At 73.0% G+C, this 16,685-nt stretch carries 14 protein-coding genes and 1 tRNA gene; 8 read left to right on the top strand and 7 right to left on the bottom strand.

Going from position 1 to position 16,685, the window contains the following annotated elements:
• Positions 1-78: 78 nt before the first annotated feature.
• The 7 genes from JOD46_RS12295 to JOD46_RS12265 all read left to right on the top strand — a co-directional run bounded on the left by JOD46_RS12295 (position 79) and on the right by JOD46_RS12265 (position 7,505).
• A complete protein-coding gene (locus tag JOD46_RS12295; protein WP_204394832.1) occupies positions 79-585 on the top strand; it encodes a ribose-5-phosphate isomerase in 507 nt (168 codons plus the stop codon).
• Between the two features lie 6 nt (positions 586-591).
• Positions 592-1,596, top strand: coding sequence for an Fpg/Nei family DNA glycosylase (locus JOD46_RS12290; protein WP_204394831.1), 1,005 nt, complete (start codon positions 592-594; stop codon positions 1,594-1,596).
• A gap of 7 nt (positions 1,597-1,603) precedes the next feature.
• Positions 1,604-2,248 (top strand): FMN-binding negative transcriptional regulator, encoded by a 645-nt coding sequence (locus JOD46_RS12285; protein ID WP_204394830.1) that lies wholly within the window; start codon positions 1,604-1,606, stop codon positions 2,246-2,248.
• Positions 2,245-3,780: an amidohydrolase gene (locus JOD46_RS12280; RefSeq protein ID WP_204394829.1), complete on the top strand. Its 1,536-nt coding sequence runs from the start codon at positions 2,245-2,247 to the stop codon at positions 3,778-3,780. Before JOD46_RS12285 ends, JOD46_RS12280 begins: the two co-directional genes overlap by 4 nt.
• Before the next feature lie 116 nt (positions 3,781-3,896).
• Positions 3,897-5,447, top strand: a complete 1,551-nt coding sequence (locus tag JOD46_RS12275; RefSeq protein WP_204394827.1) for a multicopper oxidase family protein — start codon at positions 3,897-3,899, stop codon at positions 5,445-5,447.
• Positions 5,434-6,846 carry a sensor histidine kinase gene (locus JOD46_RS12270; protein ID WP_204394813.1) on the top strand — a complete coding sequence of 471 codons (1,413 nt, stop codon included), beginning with the start codon at positions 5,434-5,436 and terminating at the stop codon, positions 6,844-6,846. Before JOD46_RS12275 ends, JOD46_RS12270 begins: the two co-directional genes overlap by 14 nt.
• Positions 6,843-7,505 (top strand): response regulator, encoded by a 663-nt coding sequence (locus JOD46_RS12265; protein WP_204394811.1) that lies wholly within the window; start codon positions 6,843-6,845, stop codon positions 7,503-7,505. Before JOD46_RS12270 ends, JOD46_RS12265 begins: the two co-directional genes overlap by 4 nt.
• A 6-nt stretch (positions 7,506-7,511) precedes the next feature.
• Here the strand turns inward: JOD46_RS12265 and JOD46_RS12260 are convergent, their stop codons facing one another.
• From JOD46_RS12260 to JOD46_RS12240, 5 genes are all read right to left on the bottom strand, one after another.
• Complete coding sequence (locus JOD46_RS12260) at positions 7,512-8,228, bottom strand: hypothetical protein (RefSeq protein WP_239562744.1); 717 nt, start codon at positions 8,226-8,228, stop codon at positions 7,512-7,514.
• Between the two features lie 64 nt (positions 8,229-8,292).
• Positions 8,293-8,757, bottom strand: a complete 465-nt coding sequence (locus JOD46_RS12255) for a Dps family protein (protein ID WP_204396617.1) — start codon at positions 8,755-8,757, stop codon at positions 8,293-8,295.
• Between the two features lie 214 nt (positions 8,758-8,971).
• Positions 8,972-9,943 (bottom strand): acyltransferase family protein, encoded by a 972-nt coding sequence (locus JOD46_RS12250; protein ID WP_204394809.1) that lies wholly within the window; start codon positions 9,941-9,943, stop codon positions 8,972-8,974.
• A gap of 53 nt (positions 9,944-9,996) precedes the next feature.
• A complete protein-coding gene (locus tag JOD46_RS12245; RefSeq protein ID WP_204394807.1) occupies positions 9,997-10,905 on the bottom strand; it encodes an alpha/beta fold hydrolase in 909 nt (302 codons plus the stop codon).
• Complete coding sequence (locus tag JOD46_RS12240) at positions 10,902-11,279, bottom strand: hypothetical protein (protein ID WP_204394805.1); 378 nt, start codon at positions 11,277-11,279, stop codon at positions 10,902-10,904. The genes JOD46_RS12245 and JOD46_RS12240 overlap by 4 nt, the downstream gene beginning before the upstream one ends.
• 210 nt (positions 11,280-11,489) lie before the next feature.
• Between JOD46_RS12240 and JOD46_RS12235 the strand changes: the two genes are divergently transcribed.
• Positions 11,490-12,653, top strand: coding sequence for an integrase core domain-containing protein (locus tag JOD46_RS12235; RefSeq protein ID WP_204394803.1), 1,164 nt, complete (start codon positions 11,490-11,492; stop codon positions 12,651-12,653).
• 53 nt (positions 12,654-12,706) lie between these two features.
• Here JOD46_RS12235 and JOD46_RS12230 read toward each other — a convergent pair.
• Together JOD46_RS12230 and JOD46_RS12225 are read right to left on the bottom strand one after the other, a co-directional pair.
• Positions 12,707-12,777 (bottom strand) — tRNA-Gly (locus JOD46_RS12230).
• 70 nt (positions 12,778-12,847) lie between these two features.
• Positions 12,848-16,666, bottom strand: coding sequence for an SCO7613 C-terminal domain-containing membrane protein (locus JOD46_RS12225; protein WP_204394801.1), 3,819 nt, complete (start codon positions 16,664-16,666; stop codon positions 12,848-12,850).
• Between the last annotated feature and the right edge of the window lie 19 nt (positions 16,667-16,685).

Raw genomic sequence — 16,685 nt, 5'->3', positions numbered from 1 at the left:
CGTGACGCGGGCAACCCGAACAGCCTAGCCCCGCGTCATCCGGCTCGGGAGGGGTTCGGCGCTCCCTAGACTTGCCCCATGCGCATCCACATCGCGACCGACCACGCCGGCCTCGAGTTCAGCCGGACGCTGCAGGCGCACCTGGCCAACGGCGGCCACGAGGTGATCGACCACGGCCCGACCGAGTACGACGCCCTCGACGACTACCCGGCGTTCTGCATCAACGCCGCGCTCGCGGTGGCGCGCGACCAGGCGGCGGGCGTGCGGACGCTCGGCGTGGTCTTCGGCGGCTCGGGCAACGGCGAGCAGATCGCCGCGAACAAGGTGCGCGGCATCCGCGCGGCGCTCGTGTGGAGCATGGACACCGCGATCCTCGCGCGCCAGCACAACGACGCGAACGTGATCTCGATCGGCGCGCGCCAGCACACGGTCGAAGAGGCGATCCGCTACATCGACGCGTTCATCGCCGAGCCGTTCTCGGGCGACGAGCGGCACGTGCGCCGCATCGCGCAGCTCGCCGAGTACGAGACCACCGGCGACATCGCGGGCAAGGGCGTGGACGTCGAGGCGCGCGCGGGGGAGTAGCGCCGCATGCCAGAGGGCCATTCCGTCCACCGCATCACCCGCCAGTTCGAGCGCAACTTCGTCGGGCACGTCGTGCACGCCTCGAGCCCACAGGGCCGGTTCGCCGAGGGCGCGTCCGACCTCGACGGGCGGCGGATGACGGATGCCCGCGCCGTGGGCAAGCAGATGTTCCTCGGCTTCGAGGGCGACCGCTGGCTGCGCGTGCACCTCGGCATGTACGGCGCGTGGGACTTCGCGGGCGACATCCTGATGGATGCGACGATCGCGTCGTCGAACGGCCGCATGGGGCAGACGAACCAGAAGGGCACGTTCCTCGAGGGGCCGAACCCCGACGCGGTCGTGCTCGACGCGGCCGGCGAGAACTCGATCACCTCGATCGGCGCGCCGCGTCGCACGCGCCTGCGGATGTCGGAGTCGGAGCGCGAGGGCGACGAGCTCGAGACGTTCCCGCCCGAGCCCGTCGGACAGGTGCGCGTGCGCCTGCTCACCGACACGGTCGTCGCCGACCTGCGCGGGCCGACCGCGTGCGAGGTGCTCGACCCGGCCCAGGTCGAGCAGGTCGTCGACCGGCTCGGTCCCGACCCGCTCATCGACGACGGACCCGAGGCCGAGGAGCGCTTCACGAACGTCGTACGACGCAAGCCCACGCCGATCGGCCTGCTGCTCATGGACCAGAACGTGGTCTCGGGCATCGGCAACGTCTACCGCGCCGAGCTGCTCTTCCGCGCCAAGCAGAACCCGCACACGCCCGGCCGGCTCGTGCCCGAGGAGCACGTCCGCCATCTCTGGCACGACTGGGCGAAGCTCCTGCGCATCGGCGTGGAGACCGGCCAGATGATGACCATGGACGACCTGGACGACGAGGCGTGGCGGGCCGCGATGGCCAACCGCGCCGACCGGCACTGGGTGTACAAGCGCGAGGGGCTGCCGTGCCGGGTGTGCGGCACGAACATCGCCATGGAGGAGATGGCCGGGCGCAAGCTGTACTGGTGCCCCTACTGCCAGGCCTAGGAGCGGAATGAGACAGAACCCGAGCTTCACCCTCGCGAGCGAGGAGGGCGTGAAGCGCCTGGTCCGCGAGCACCCGTGGGCGACGATCGTGAGCATGACGGAGGCCGCGGGGCTCGTCGCCTCGCACTACCCGGTGCTGCTCGACGAGACCGCGGAGGGCATCGTGCTGCTCACGCACGTGGGCCGGCCCGACGAGCAGGTGCACGAGCTCGGCCGTCACGAGGTGCTCGTGATCGTGCAGGGCCCGCACGGCTACATCTCGCCCGGCTGGTACGACGCGAACCCCGCCGTGCCGACCTGGAACTTCGTGACCGCGCACCTGCACGGCACGCCCGAACTGCTCGACGCCGACGAGAACCTGCGCGTGCTCGAGGCCCTCGTCGACCACTTCGAGCGCGAGCTGCCCGAGCCGCGCGGCATGCGGTCGACGCCCGAGAACGCCGCCTATGCCGAGCGCATCTCGGCTGGCACCGTCGGCCTGCGCATCCCGATCACGCGCTTCGTCGCGAAGAACAAGATGAGCCAGAACAAGCCGGCCGAGACCGTCGACCGGATCATCGCCGAGCTCGAGGGCGACGGCCCGTACGCGAGCCCCGCGCTCGCCGCGGAGATGCGCCGCACCCACGACGCGCTCCGGGCGGCGCGCGGATGAGCCGGGCGGATTCCGCGGCCGCGGCCGCGCTCGTGCTCGCCGGAGTGCGACGGCCCGGAGCCGACGCGGCGGTCGACGTGCACGTCGTTGATGGCACGGTGCGCGCGATCGTGCCCGCGGGGGCGACACCCGACGCGGACGTCGCCGCCGCGACATCCGATGCCGAACGCCTCGACCTCGACGGCCGGTGGATCGTGCCCGGCCTGTGGGACCGGCACGTGCACATGGCGCAGTGGGCGATGGCGGCGCGCCGCATCGACCTCGCCGCGGTGGGTTCGGCGGCGCAGGCGGCCGAGCTCGTCGCCGCGGCCGTGCGCGACGGCGCCGACGAGGTGGTCGGCATGGGCTACCGCGACGGGCTCTGGCCCGACCGGCAGCGCATCGACCTGCTCGACGGCGTCTCGGGCGACGTGCCGGTCGTGCTCGTCTCGGGCGACCTCCACTCGTGCTGGGTGAACTCGGCTGCCGCGCGTCGTCACGGCCTGCTCGAGCAGGCCGGCGCGAGCGGCGTGCTGCGCGAGGACGACTGCTTCCGCCTCGTGCGCGAGCTCGACGACGTCGCCGACGCCGTGCTCGACGCGTGGGTCGCCGATGCCGCGCGCGCCGCGGCCGCTCGAGGCGTCGTCGGCGTCGTCGACTACGAGATGCGCTGGAACCGCGACGACTGGGCGCGACGCGCGTCCGGCGGGCTCGACGCGCTGCGCGTGCGGTTCGGCGTCTACACGCAGCACCTCGAACGCGCCGCCGAGGCCGGGCTCCGCACGGGCGATCCCGTCGAGCGCACCCGAGGCCTGGTCCACGTGGGCGGCTACAAGGTCATCACCGACGGCTCGCTGAACACGCGCACGGCGTGGTGCGTCGACGCGTACCCGGGGCTCGCACCCGACGAGCACCCGTACGGCGTCGCGAACGTGCCCTACGACGAGCTCGTGCCGCACCTGCGTCGCGCGCGCGAGATCGGGCTCGAGCCCGCCGTGCACGCGATCGGCGACCGCGCGAACGAGCGCGCGCTCGACGCGCTCGAGGCCGTCCAGCCGAGCGGATGGCACGGACGCGCGAGCATCGAGCACGCGCAGCTGCTGCGCCGCGAGGACCTCGCGCGGTTCGCGCGCCTCGGCGTGGTCGCGAGCGTGCAACCCGAGCACGCGATGGACGACCGCGACGTCGCGGAACGCTACTGGGCGGGCCGGACCGACCGCGCGTTCATGCTGCGCGACCTCTCGGCGGCCGGCGTCGAGCTCGCGCTCGGCTCCGACGCGCCCGTCGCCCCGCTCGACCCGTGGGTGGCCATCGCCGCCGCGGTGGGCCGCACGCGCGACGGGCGCGAGCCGTGGCATCCCGAGCAGGCGGTCGACGTGCGCATCGCGCTCGCCGGATCGACCGACGGCGCCGGCGTCGACGTGCGCGACGGGCTCGCGGCCGACCTCGTCGTGGTCGACCGCGACCCCGTCGCGGCGCCGGCCGATCAGCTTCGGGGCATGCCCGTGGCGCTGACGCTGCTCGGCGGGCGCGTCACGCACGACGGGCGCTGACCCGCCCGGCGGCACGGTCGTTCCGGTCGACCCCCGTCGGCGCGGGGGCTTTCCCCCGTGCCGATCCGGCTGCCCGCCGGCTGTGGCCCGCCGCATCCCGCCGGAAGGCTGGATGCATGACTTCCGACACTCCCGCGCCCCGTCGTCGACCCCGCCTCCGGCGGCCGCGCGCCGCCGCGACCGCGCTCGGCGTCGTCGCCTCCGGGGTCCTCGTCGCCGTCGCGTTCGCCGCCTGCGGATTCGCCGGACCGGGACGCGTCTCCACGGTCGGCGAGGTCGACTTCGACACGCCGCTGCCGATCCCGCCGCTGGCCGAGTCGACCGTCGACGCCGACGGCACGCGCGTGTTCTCGCTCGAGGCGCAGTCCGGCACCACCGAATTCGTGCCGGGCGCCGCGAGCGAGACCTGGGGGTTCGACGGCGCGTACCTGGGCCCCACGGTGGTCGCCGAGCGCGGCGAGCGCGTGCGCGTCGACGTGGCCAACGCGCTCGACGTGCCCACGACCGTGCACTGGCACGGCATGCACCTGCCCGCCGAGATGGACGGCGGCCCGCACCAGATGGTCGAGCCCGGCGAGACCTGGGCGCCCGAGTGGACGGTCGACCAGCAGGCCGCGACGCTGTGGTACCACCCGCACCCGCACGGCGAGACCGAGCAGCACGTCGCCCGGGGGCTCGCCGGCCTGTTCCTCGTCCGCGACGACGCCGAGGCCGCGCTCCCGCTCCCGCGCGAATACGGTGTCGACGACCTGCCCGTCATCGTGCAGGATGCCGCCTTCACCGACGACGGACGCCTCGAGGGCGCCGCGCAGGGCTTCGCCGGACGGCTCGGCGACGAGCTCATCGTCAACGGCGCGCTCGGCCCGTACGCCGAGGTGCGCGACGAGCTCGTCCGGCTGCGCCTGCTCAACGCCTCGACCGCCCGCACCTACGCCTTCGGCTGGGGCGACGGCCGCCCGATCGAGTTCATCGCGACCGACGGCGGCCTGCTCGAGGCATCCGTCGACCTCGACCGCATCGTGCTCTCACCGGGCGAGCGGGCCGAGGTGCTGGTCCGGATGTCGCCCGGCGAGCGCGTCACGCTGCGTTCCGTGATGACGCCCGAGGCCGCCGGCCTGCAACCCGCCATCGGTGGCATGAACGGCGCCACGGACGAGTTCGACGTGCTCGAGCTCCGCGCGGCCGACGCCCTCGATCCGGCGCCGGCGCTCCCGGAACGGCTGGTCGAGATGCCGGCGGTCGCGACCGACATCGCCGAGACGCGCATGTTCCGGCTCGACGGATTCCAGATCAACGGGGCGGCCATGCGGATGGACCGGATCGACCACGCCTCCACCGTCGACACCACCGAGCGCTGGATCGTCGAGAACACCAGCTCGATGCCGCACAGCTTCCACGTGCACGACACGCAGTTCCGCGTCGCGTCGATCGACGGCGCACCGCCGCCCCCGGAGCTGGCCGGATGGAAGGACACCATCCTCGCCCGGCCTGGGACCGAGTACGCGCTCGTCATGCGGTTCGAGGACTACGCCGACCCGGACACGCCGTACATGTACCACTGCCACCTGCTGTGGCACGAGGACCAGGGGATGATGGGCCAGTTCGCCGTCGTCGAACCCGGTCAGCGTGCGACGATGACCGAGGAGACCAGCCATGACCACCATTGACACCGCGGGCGCCGCGCGCCCGACCGAACCGGCGGCGGATGCCGCATCGCGACGCCGTCGCGGCTACGGCCGCCTGTGGGCGGCGGTGCCGCGCGAGCTCGGATACCTGCTCCTCGGCTTCCCGATCGCGATCGTCGCGTTCACGGTGCTCGTCACGCTGTTCTCGACGGGCGCGAGCCTGCTCGTGATCGTCGTCGGCCTCGCGGTCGTCGTCGCGGCGCTCTACACCGCGCGGGGCTTCGGCATCCTCGAGCTCGTCCGGCTCGAGTGGGCGGGCCGGACCGCCATCCGCCGGCCGAACTGGGATGCGGCCTCGCCCGCCGGTGAGGGGCCGTGGCGCGCGTTCTTCGCGCCCTTCGTCGACGGCCACTACTGGCTGTACCTGCTGCACGGCATGGTGGTCGCGCCGATCGTCGCCCTGTTCAGCTGGACGGTCACGGTCGTGTGGCTGGCCGTCGGGCTCGGCGGCGTCACCTACTGGTTCTGGGCGATGTTCGTGCCCACGGGCGGGCGGGACTTCTGGCCGCACGAATGGGTGCTCGACCGGGTCTGGCCCGGTGGATCGGCCGCGGTCGACGTGCAGCCGCTCGTGGGGGAGTCGATCGCGCAGTTCGTGCTCGGTGCGGTGTTCCTGCTCGCGCTCCCGTTCGTGACGACCGGGTTGACCTGGATCCACGACCGGATCGGCCGCGGCATGCTCGGGGCGTGGCGATCGGAGGCGCTCGAGCGCCAGGTGCAGCAGCTCGCGGCCTCGCGCGGCGCGGCCGTCCAGGCCGAGGATGCCGCGCTGCGGCGTCTCGAGCGCGACATCCACGACGGCCCGCAGCAGCGACTCGTGCGCCTCCAGATGGACCTCGCCGCGATCGACCGCAAGCTCGAGACCGACCCCGACGCAGCCAGGGCCCTGCTCGGCGAGGCCCGCGACCAGGCCCGCGACACGCTCGACGAGCTGCGCGCGCTCTCGCGCGGATTCGCCCCGCCGCTCCTGCAGGACCGTGGGCTCGCCAGCGCGCTGGAATCGGTCGCGGGCCGGAGCCCGGTGCCCGTCACGCTCGAGCTGGCGCTGCCCGCGGACGCCGCGCTGCCGGCCGCGATCGAGCGCAACGCGTACTTCATCGCCGCCGAGCTGCTCACGAACGCGGCCAAGCACTCCGGCGCGAGCGCCATCCGCCTGCGTCTGGCGACGCGGGACACCGGCGCGTCCGGGCACTGGCTCGACCTCTGGGTCACCGACAACGGCCACGGCGGCGCCACGGCGACCCCGGGCCACGGACTCGCGGGCCTCGACGAGCGTGTCCGGGGCCTCGGCGGGGTGCTGCTCGTCGACAGCCCGGCCGGCGGACCGACCGTGATCGGCGCCCACTTCCCGTACGTGCCCGACGCTATGGTGGGCGCGTGACCGCACCGTCCGATGCACCCGTCCGCGTCGTGCTCGCCGAGGATTCCATGCTCCTGCGCGAAGGGCTCGTGCGCCTCTTCGACGAGGCGGGCTTCGAGACCGTCGGCGCCTACGGCGATGCGGTCGCGCTGCTCGCCGACCTCGAGCGCGCGGCTCCGGATGTCGCGGTGCTCGACGTGCGCATGCCGCCGACCTTCCGCGACGAGGGCGTCCGCGCGGCGATCGAGCTGCGGCGCCGCGCACCCGGCCTCGGAGTGCTGCTGCTCAGCCAGTACGTCGAGGGCACGTATGCGCAGGAGCTGCTCTCGTCGGCCGACGGCGGTATGGGCTACCTGTTGAAGGACCGCGTCGCCTCGCTCGACGACCTGCAGGACGCGGTGCTCCGCGTGCGCGAAGGCGGCACCGTGCTCGACCCGCAGGTCGTTCGCGAGCTGCTCTCGCGCCGCGGCGACCCGCTCGCCTCGCTCACACCCCGCGAGCGCGAGGTGCTCGAGCTCATGGCCGAGGGGCGCACGAACGCCGGCATCGCGTCGCAGCTCTACATCGGCGTCGGCGCGGTCGAGAAGAACGTCACCTCGATCTTCCAGAAGCTCGGGCTCGAGGACTCCGGCACCGACCACCGGCGGGTGCTCGCGGTGCTCGCCTGGCTGCGGCGCTGACCGGGCTCAGCGGTCGGGCGGCGTCGGCCGCAGGGGCGTGTGCTCCTTCCACACGCGCAGGTAGAGGCGGTAGCCGCGGCGCAGCATCCAGACGAACGCCGCCATGCCGGCCACCACGCCGAACGCGACGCTCACCCCGATCGGGGCGCCGAACGCCGCCGCCACCCCGCCGGCGAAGAGGCCGGCCACGGTCGACGTCACGACCGAGATGACCATCATCGAGCTGCCGAGGATCTGGGAGGCGGGCCGTGGGAAGAAGACGTGGTACGTCACTTCCGAGCCGCGCAGGTCGTCGTGGGGCGACATCATGAGATACGGCTCGAGGCCGGGGTCGAGGTCGAGGTACGCGGCGCGAAGTCGATTCATCGCCAGGACGTACATCAGGTCCTCGGTCGCCGTGTTGAAGGCGCGCAGCATCGTGATCAGGCCGAGCAGGAGCAACAGGAAGAGGACGCCGAGCGCGGCGACCCCGAACCATCCGCGGAACCGGGTCGCATTGCCGAGGATGCCGAGGCCGATCAGACCCGCGGAGACCAGCGTGAGGAAGATCGCGATGCGGGTGAGCACCTCGGCCTGCGTGGTCGACCGCGAGGCGAGCAGGCTCCAGTGCTCGGTGGCGAGCAGCTGAGCCCTCAGCGCCTTCTGCGCGTCGGTGAGCGCGTCGGCTTCCGGATCGCCGCCGGATGCCGGCGCAGACGGGTCGGGCCCGGGCGCATCCGCCATACCGGCATTGTGCACCCGGGCCCGAGGTCGCCGCACCTGCCGGCGGACGACGAGGCGCTCGCGCCTACTTCACGCTGATGTGCGCCGCGAGGAACCAGCGGTCCTTGTCGAGGCCGCGGCGGATCTCGATCGCGACGTCCTGGCTCACGGGATCGAGCTCCTCGAGGCCCTCGATCGCGGCGTTGACCTTCTCGGTGGCGACGTCGATCTGTGCGACGACGTCGGCGATGGTCTCGTCGGCCTGCTTGAAGCCCGCCGACGGATTGACGGCGTCGCTCTCCTTCGCGATCGTCGCGAGCCGGGCGTCGATCGGCAAGCCGAGGGCCACGACGCGCTCGGCGGCGAGGTCGGCCCACTCCTGCGCGTGCTCCACGACGGTGTCGAGGAACTCGTGCACCTCCAGGAAGTCGCGGCCGCGAACGTTCCAATGCGCCTGCTTGCCGTTGAGGGCGAGGGCCGTCAGTTCGTGGACCATGGGCGTGAAGAACTGCGAGACGCCCGAGGCGACCTCGGGGTCCGCGCCCTTCATGGGCGCCTTGGGCTTCTTGGCCGTGGTCTTGGCTGCGGTCTTCGAGTCGGTCATCGGGTCCCCTTCCACTCATCGACGTGACCCCAGCCACGCTACGCCGATCGGCGTGACCGGGCCGGGCATTCGCACCGGATGCACAGGGGGTTGACGAGGCGCGCCACGCTCCGTCCGCCGTCGACGCGCGCCCGGCGCGATCCGCTCGGGGGACCCGTCGTCAGGAACCGGGCGGCGTCGCCAGCGGCTCTCCGGCCGCCTCCGGGCGACGGCGCACCGGCAGGCGCGGGAACACGAACAGGATGCTTCCGGCGAGGTGCCTCGCCAGCATCCAGCACCCTGCTCCCGTGACCACCAGGACGAGCGCGTACGTGACGGGAGGCGGCAGGGACCCGACGGCGAGCACGGTCACGATCCAGATGAACGGGACGTGGGCGACGTAGAAGACGATCGAGCGCTGTCCGACCCACTCGAGCCACCGTGCGCGTCGCATCCGCGCGGCGAACCAGACGAGGCCGATCACGCCGGCGAGGGAGAAGGCGAGCGGGCGCCAGTGCGCGACGGGCGCGTAGCCGTGCACGGTCGCCGAGTAGGCCGCCCAGGCGGATGCCGCGAGGAGTGCGATGGAGGGCAGCACCGGGCCGCGCGCGAGCCACCAGGCGAGCCAGCGCGACATCGTGGCGCCCGCGAAGAAGAAGAGGCCGAACCAGAGCGTGCTGTTGATCAGCCAGTTCTCGGTCTGCACGAGTTCCATCGCGGGGACGCCGACGATGAGGAAGACGACGGGATGGACCCACCTCGTGAGGAATCCGATGGCGTAGCAGACCAGCAGGACCCCGAGATACCAGAGGTGCGAGTCCTCGCCGAACCAGAAGCCGACCGAGTCGGGCTTCGCGGCTCGCCATGCGATGAGGATGAGCACCAGCGACCAGACGAGCAACGGCCAGGCGATCCGCCGCAGCTTCCCGCCGACGTACGCCGAGACCGGCTTCGAGAGCGAGTGGTCCAGGAGCAGGCCGGAGAGGAACATCAGCAGCGGGATGCGATAGACCGAGAGGAAGTCGAAGGCCCACTCGATCCCGGGAGGAGTCTCCCGGTAGGGGATCGAGAACGCATGCCACAGGGCGACGAGGAGCACGGCGGCGCCGCGCAGCGCGTCCATCCAGTGGTGACGCTGGCCGGAGGGGATCATCCGGATGAGCCTATCGAGTCCGCGGACGCGGACGCGTTGCGGTCCGTGCCCCGTCAGGTGCCCTTCGCGCGCGGGTGGTGCGCTCCGCGATGGATCTCGACGACGCGTGCAAGACCCGGCGAGTCCGGGTCGTCGGTGATGGGTTCGTCCGCCATGAACTGGCGGATGACGTGGGCGAGCTCGCCGGGATGGCTGAAGTTGATCGCATGCGCTGCGCCACGGATGCCGACCAGCAGCACGTGGGTGTCGGTCATCGACGCCACCTCGTGCACGCGCCGCGTCGGCGGCATCAGCGGATCGCGGTCGCCGATGACGACGAGCGTCGGGACCTCGAGTTCGAGCAGCCGCTCGAGCGACGGGTACTGCGTGAGTGCGCGGAACATCTTCAGCGTGCTGGGCACCCCGAAGCGCAGGTAGTCCGGGACGGCGACGCCGACCATGCGCGTCGGCTCGCGTGGGCCGTCGCGTGTGAGCTGCGCGACGGCTCGTCGGAGCGGCTGGTTGTACATGCCGCCGGCCGGGGAGACGAGCACGGCGCGTTCGAGGCGATCGGGGTGGAGGCGGGCGAACTCGGTGATGACGGGGCATCCCATCGAATTGCCCACGAGCGTCACCCGGTCGACGCCGCGGTCGTCGAGGAACCGTGCGGCGGCATGCGCGAGGTCGGGGACGTCGAGGCCCATCGAGGCGCCCTGGCTGCGCCCGAAGCCGGGCAGGTCGGGCACGAGCGTGTGGAACTCGTCACTCAGGAGCTCGGCGGTCGGCAGCAGGTAGCGGCCCGAGAGGCCGAAGCCGTGCACGTGCATCATCGCGGGAGCGTCGGGCTGGCTCGGCGACTCGCGGTAGAACACCTCGAGGCCGTCGATCTCGGTCCACCGCCCCGCGAGCGCCGATTCGGGTCTGCTCGGGTGCAGTCGCGAACGATGCCGGGAACCGGACGGCGTGCTCGATGCCGCACTCATCGCCGCCCGCCGCTGCGCGGGCCCGCCGACGCGGGCAGGCGGTCGGTCCACTCGGCGAGCAGGCCGCCGAGGGCCAGCACACCGGCCACGAGCGCCCCCCGCCAGTACGGGGCGGCGACCCACGCGGCATATGCCGCGGCGCCGAGCGAGAGCGCGAAGGCGAGCATCGCGGTCGTCCACGACGCGCGCGCCCTGACGAACACGAGCGTGCCGGCGAGGACCGTCGCCGATCCGCCGATGATGGCGAGCGTCGCCGCCACGACCGGCGCCTCCGATGTCGCGAGCAGTGCCGCGCCGAAGGCGACCTGGATCACGCCGCCGAGCCACGCCAGATCGGCGATGACCCGCGTCCGCTCCGACCGCCCTGAGGTCACGGCGCATCCTCCTCGACGCCACGATGCCTGCTGTCGTATCCAGCGTACTCCGCGGCGATCGCGCGAGGCGGGGTGAGGTCACACGGAGGGGATGACGGTGTCTGATTCCACGACCTTGTGAACGGGTGTCCCGCGACATTGTGAACGGTTGGGATGTGCGGGCTGGGATGTCCCGCGTCATTGTGAACGGCTTCGCGGCACGGTCGGAGGGTGAGCAAGCCCGAGGTGCTGATCAAGGCCGTGACCGTCCAGGGACTCTCCTATGGGCAGGTCGCCCGCCGGTACGGGGTGGCCAAGTCGCTGGTGCATCGGCTGCATCACCGGTGGCTCGAGGAAGGCGATGCCGCGTTCCGGCCGCGGTCGTCAGCGCCGCACTCGAACGCGAACCGGGTCCCCGAACCGGTCCAGGCGCGAGTGCTCGAGGTGCGCGACCAGCTCACCGCAGACGGCCTGGACGCCGGACCGGACACGATCCACACCCACATGCTTCGCGAGGGGCATCGGATCGGCCGGACCACGGTGTGGCGGATCCTGACCCGTGCCGGGAAGGTCACCCCGCAACGCCAGAAGCGGCCCAAGAGCTCGCTGCTGCGGTTCGCCGCGGACCGGCCCAACCAGATGTGGCAGTCCGACTTCACCCACTGGACCCTCAGCACTGGCGCCGGAGTGGAGATCATCGGCTGGCTCGACGACCACTCCCGCTACCTGCTGCACCTCAGTGCCCACCGCCGCGTCACCGGGAAGACCGTGACCGACACGTTCACCGCGGCCGGCGACCTGCACGGGTATCCGGCGTCGACGCTCACCGACAACGGCATGGTCTACACCACCCGGTACGCCGGCACCATCACCGGCACCGGCAACCCGAACGCGTTCGAGACCCTGCTAGCGCTCTACGGCATCGTCCAGAAGAACGGGCTGCCGTACAAGCCCACCACGCAGGGCAAGATCGAACGGCTCTGGCAGACCCTGAAGAAACACCTCGCTACCCGCCCGGCCGCGACGCTCGAGGAGCTGCAGGCCGTGCTCGAGGGCTTCCGCGACTACTACAACCAGCACCGCCCGCACCGGTCGATCAACCGGCGCACTCCCGCGTTCGCGTACGAGCTGATCCCGAAAGCCGCCCCGACCGCGCCGGACGACCCGAACCTGTGGCGAGTCCGCTACGACCGGGTCGACCCGGGCGGGAAAGTCTCCCTGCGCTACGCCAACAGGATGCTGCACTTGGGCATCGGACGACCACACGCCGGCACCGACGTCATTCTGCTCATCCACAACACGAACGTCACAGTCATCGACCCGGACGGGACCGTGCTCAGCGAACACCGAATCGACCCAGAACGGACCTACCAGCCAGCAACGAAGAACGGCTGAACCCGCGTCATCCGCGGGTTCAGCCGTTCACAATGTCCTGAGACATCACACGGAGGGGATGACGGGAATCGAACCCGCACCATCAGTTTGGAAGACTGAGGCTCTACCATTGAGCTACATCCCCGCGCGCCCTCTCGGGCACCCGATCATCGTAGTACACGCGCACAGCCCGCCTGTGCCACGCGGTGGCGGCATCACCGGAGGGCGGCGATCGCCCGGACCGCGCTGCGCGCAAGCCTCAGCTGGCGTTCGTATGTCGCCGCGAGCGCGATCAGGGCGGCGCCCGCGATGCCGAGCCACAGCCACCACCAGACCGCTTCGTAGAGACGGCTGATCCACGGCCAGAGCTGGACCAGCGCGTGCACGAGCAGTACCGCGCCGCCCAGCACGAACGGTGCCTGCAGTCGCATGAGCGCACCGACGAGCACCGCGGCGACCGCGGTCGCGCCGAGTGCCACGAGCCGCCAGAGCTGGGGATCGGTCCAGTCGGCGATGAGCCCCGGAACGAGGAGCACGGCGAGGCCGGGCCCGAGGGCCGGCCAGCTGCGAAGCCGGTCGTCGCGGCGCATGCGGATCGCGCCCGCGATGACGAGCGCGAGGCCCGCCGGCACGGTCGTGACGTCGAACGGCTCCACCGTGTCGGCGGCGAGCGACACCGTCGCCACGACGACGAGGGTGGCGAGGCTCGTCCAGCGCATGACAGGTCCGGCGAGCGGCCGAGCGGTGCTCGCCGCGTTGGCGACATGCACGCCCGCGAGGACCGGGAGCAGCACGGCCGCGCGGAGAAGGGCTCGCTCGTCCTCGACGATCGCGATGGTCGTGGGCACCGACGCCGCGGCGAGGGAGGCGGCGAACCCCCACTCGGCGAGCGGCCCGGGCTGCGACGACGTGCGCGCCCACATGAGCACGGCGACAACGCCGGCTGCGAGTGCGAGGAGCGGCCAGAACTCGACGACGAGGCGACTCGGCTCGCCCAAGGCCACCGCGGCGCCGCGCACCAGCCCCGCTCCGGTGACGGCGGTCCAGCCCGCGCCCATCACGAGCAGGCGCACCGGGACGGCGCGCATGCGTTCGGGCAGGGCGGCGCCCGCCAGGATCGCGATGGCGCCGACGGCGACGAGGATCAGGGTGCGCAGTTCGGAGTCGCCCGCGACGGCCACGCTCGGGAGCACGGCGACCGCGGCCGCTGCCGCGAACACCGCCGTGCGGCCCGAGGCCGCTTCGTCGGACGTCGGCCGCCGCCACGCGATGAGCCCTCCCGCCACCAGCAGGCCGACGGCGACCGGCATCGTGTAGGGCTCGACCTCCTCGACCCCCTCGCGGGCGACCCACGCCCATGCACTCGCGATCGCGAGCGCGAGGCTCGCCCACGAGAGATGCCGTATCGGCGAGTCGCCGCCGATCGGGTCGCCCTCGAGCGCCGCGATGAGCATCGGCACCGGCGTCAGGATCAGCAGCACGAGCCAGAGGTCCTCGGGAACGGCGGGCGACCCCGCCGAGGTCAGGAGGATGACCGCGCCCATGGCGCCGACGGCCGCAGCCCACGCGTGCCGCAGCACCGGATCGCGGGACACGAGCACATTCGCGAGTCCCGCGGCCGCCAGCGTCGCGGCGGCGAGCCCGAGGGCGATGCGGTCCGTCTCGCCGTACTGCGCGACCAGCCCGGCGCCGGCGAAGGCGAGCGCGAAGGGCGACGCCAGTGCGGCGACCAGGTGCACCGATCGGAGCGACGTCGTGCGGTCGAGGAGCCATGCCGTCGCCGCGCCGACGAGCACCATGGCCGGAACCCAGCCGAACGGCTCCTCGAGGGTCGCCGCGAGGATCGTGGTCGACGCGACCGCGGCGCCGAACGACGGGATCGACACGGCGAGCCGGTCCGGAGGCGCCATCCGCCGGAGCAGGGCGGCAACCGCGAACAGCGCCGCACTGACGAGTCCGGCGGTGAAGACCCCGGAGTCCCACGGGAAGACGAGCGCCGAACCGGCGGCGCCCGCCCAACCCGGCAGGGTGTACGCGCCGACGATGGCGAGCGCCGCCGCGATGCCGACGTGCAGCGCGCCCGCCATCGGCGCGGTCTCGGGCCGCCAGATGCGCGTGGCCAGGGCACGGCCGGTGACGGCCAGCAGGAGCACGGCCGGCACGATCCACCACCACAGGCCGACCGCGGCATGGCCGAGCGCCCAGGCGCCCGCCGCCGACGTGATGCCGAAGACCGCCAGCACGATCCGCACGCCGGGCAGGGTGCGGCTCGCCGGGACCGCGGCGAGCACGAGCGCCACGAGGGCGATCGCGAGCAGCACCGCCGTGACCGCGCCGAGGGTCGGCGCGCCGACGGCGAAGGTGAGTGCGGCGGAGGAGGCGAGCGCGATGGGCAGCGACGCGAGGCGTCGCATCCGGCCGAGCGCGGCGACCGTGAGGACGGCGCCCGCCGCGATGGCGAGCTGCCCGAACACGGCGCCGGTCCGCAGCTCGTCGAACCCGAGGGCCGAGCCGGCCCGGCGCGCGGCCCACGCATCGGCGCTCCACAGCGCCCATACCGTCGCGGGCAGGTCGGCGACGAGGGCGAGGGGAACGATGAACGCCGGCATCGCCACCGCCCCGGCGATGACCGCGGCGGACGCGAACGCCGACCACGCGAGGTGCGGGGCGGCGCCTCGCCGGGTGAGCGCGGCGGCCGCGCACGCCACCGCGCCGGCTGCCGCGGGCGCGAGCCAGACGGCCTCGCGCGGATCCAGTTCGATCCACGCGCCGAGTCCCGGGGCCAGCGCGAAGGCGGCCCCGACGGCGATCGCCCCGCAGATCGACCACGCATCAGTGCCCCCGGCCGTCGCGCGGAGACGGAGGATGGTGAAGGCCGACCATGCCGCCCCGACGACCGCGAACGCCCACGCGGCGCCCCACGCGACCTCGGGAAGCGACCATGGAGCCGCGACGAGGCCGATGGCACCCGCGACGGCGCCGGCTCCGACGAGGATGGCGCGCTCCACGCCGGGGCGCACGAGCTGCGTCACCGCGCCGGCGACGAGCGCGGCCGTCCCGCCGACCCAGAGCGCGGTGCCGAGCTCGTCGTCGGGCGCCGCCCCCACGCCGAGGAGGAAGACGCCGACGGGTGCGAGGGCGGCCGCCGCGAGGCCCGGGGTGCGGACTCCGGTGATCGAGCGCGCCGCGGTCAGCACGGCCGCGACCGCGAGCAGCGCGCCGCCCCAGTACGTCGCGACCTCGAGCCGCTCGGTGTCGAAGAGCTCGTTCGCCCGGAGGATCCAGGCATCGAGAAGGAGCAGCACGACCGCGACGGAGGCGACGCCCTCGGCGGTGCCGGGGAGCCGCCGGGCACGCAGCAGCCAGGCGATGCCGAGCACGACCACGCTCGCGACCGCCGTGATGAGCGAGCGCACCTCGAGTTCGGCCACGAGGTAGGCCACGAACAGGAAGACGATCGCCGCGACCGAGAGCAGCACCACGCCGAGGGTCAGCAGGAACAGCTGCACTCCCGAACGACGCGGTCGAGCCGGCGTCGCGTCGGCCGGCGCTCCGTGGCCCTCCGCGGCGGGAGGCGCCGGAGGGACCGCCGGCGAGCCCGACGACGGGACGGCTGCGGCGACGGAGGCGGCGGTCGACGCCGTCGCCCCTGGTGCGGATGGAGATGCGGATGCGTGCGCGAGGGGTGCGACGGCCGAGCCGGCGGGGGAGTGCGCGACCGACGACGGGGTCGGAGCCGAGACCGCGACCGGGACGGGGACCGGCACCGATACCAGGCGGGTCGCCGCAGCCGCCTGCTCGGCCCGCATCCGGGCGATGAGCGCCTGCCGCTCGAGTTCGGCGTCGCGCACCCGCGCGCCAGCGGCGAGCAGCGAGTCGGCCGCCGCGACGTCGAGCCGGAGCCCGCACACGTCGCATGAGGCCCGGGAGAGCGGCGCGAAGCACGCGGGGCATCGGGTCGTGTCGACGAGCTGGTCGGGATCGGCGGGCCAGTGCCTCGGACCGGGCTCTGCGCCGCGCGTCGGATCGCTCATGCGCACACTCTGGCATGCG

The sequence above is a fragment of the Agromyces aurantiacus genome (genome assembly GCF_016907355.1).
GTDB lineage: Bacteria > Actinomycetota > Actinomycetes > Actinomycetales > Microbacteriaceae > Agromyces > Agromyces aurantiacus.
The sequence above is the reverse complement of the archived record's forward strand: the minus strand, read 5'-3'. Positions and strand labels throughout refer to the sequence as shown.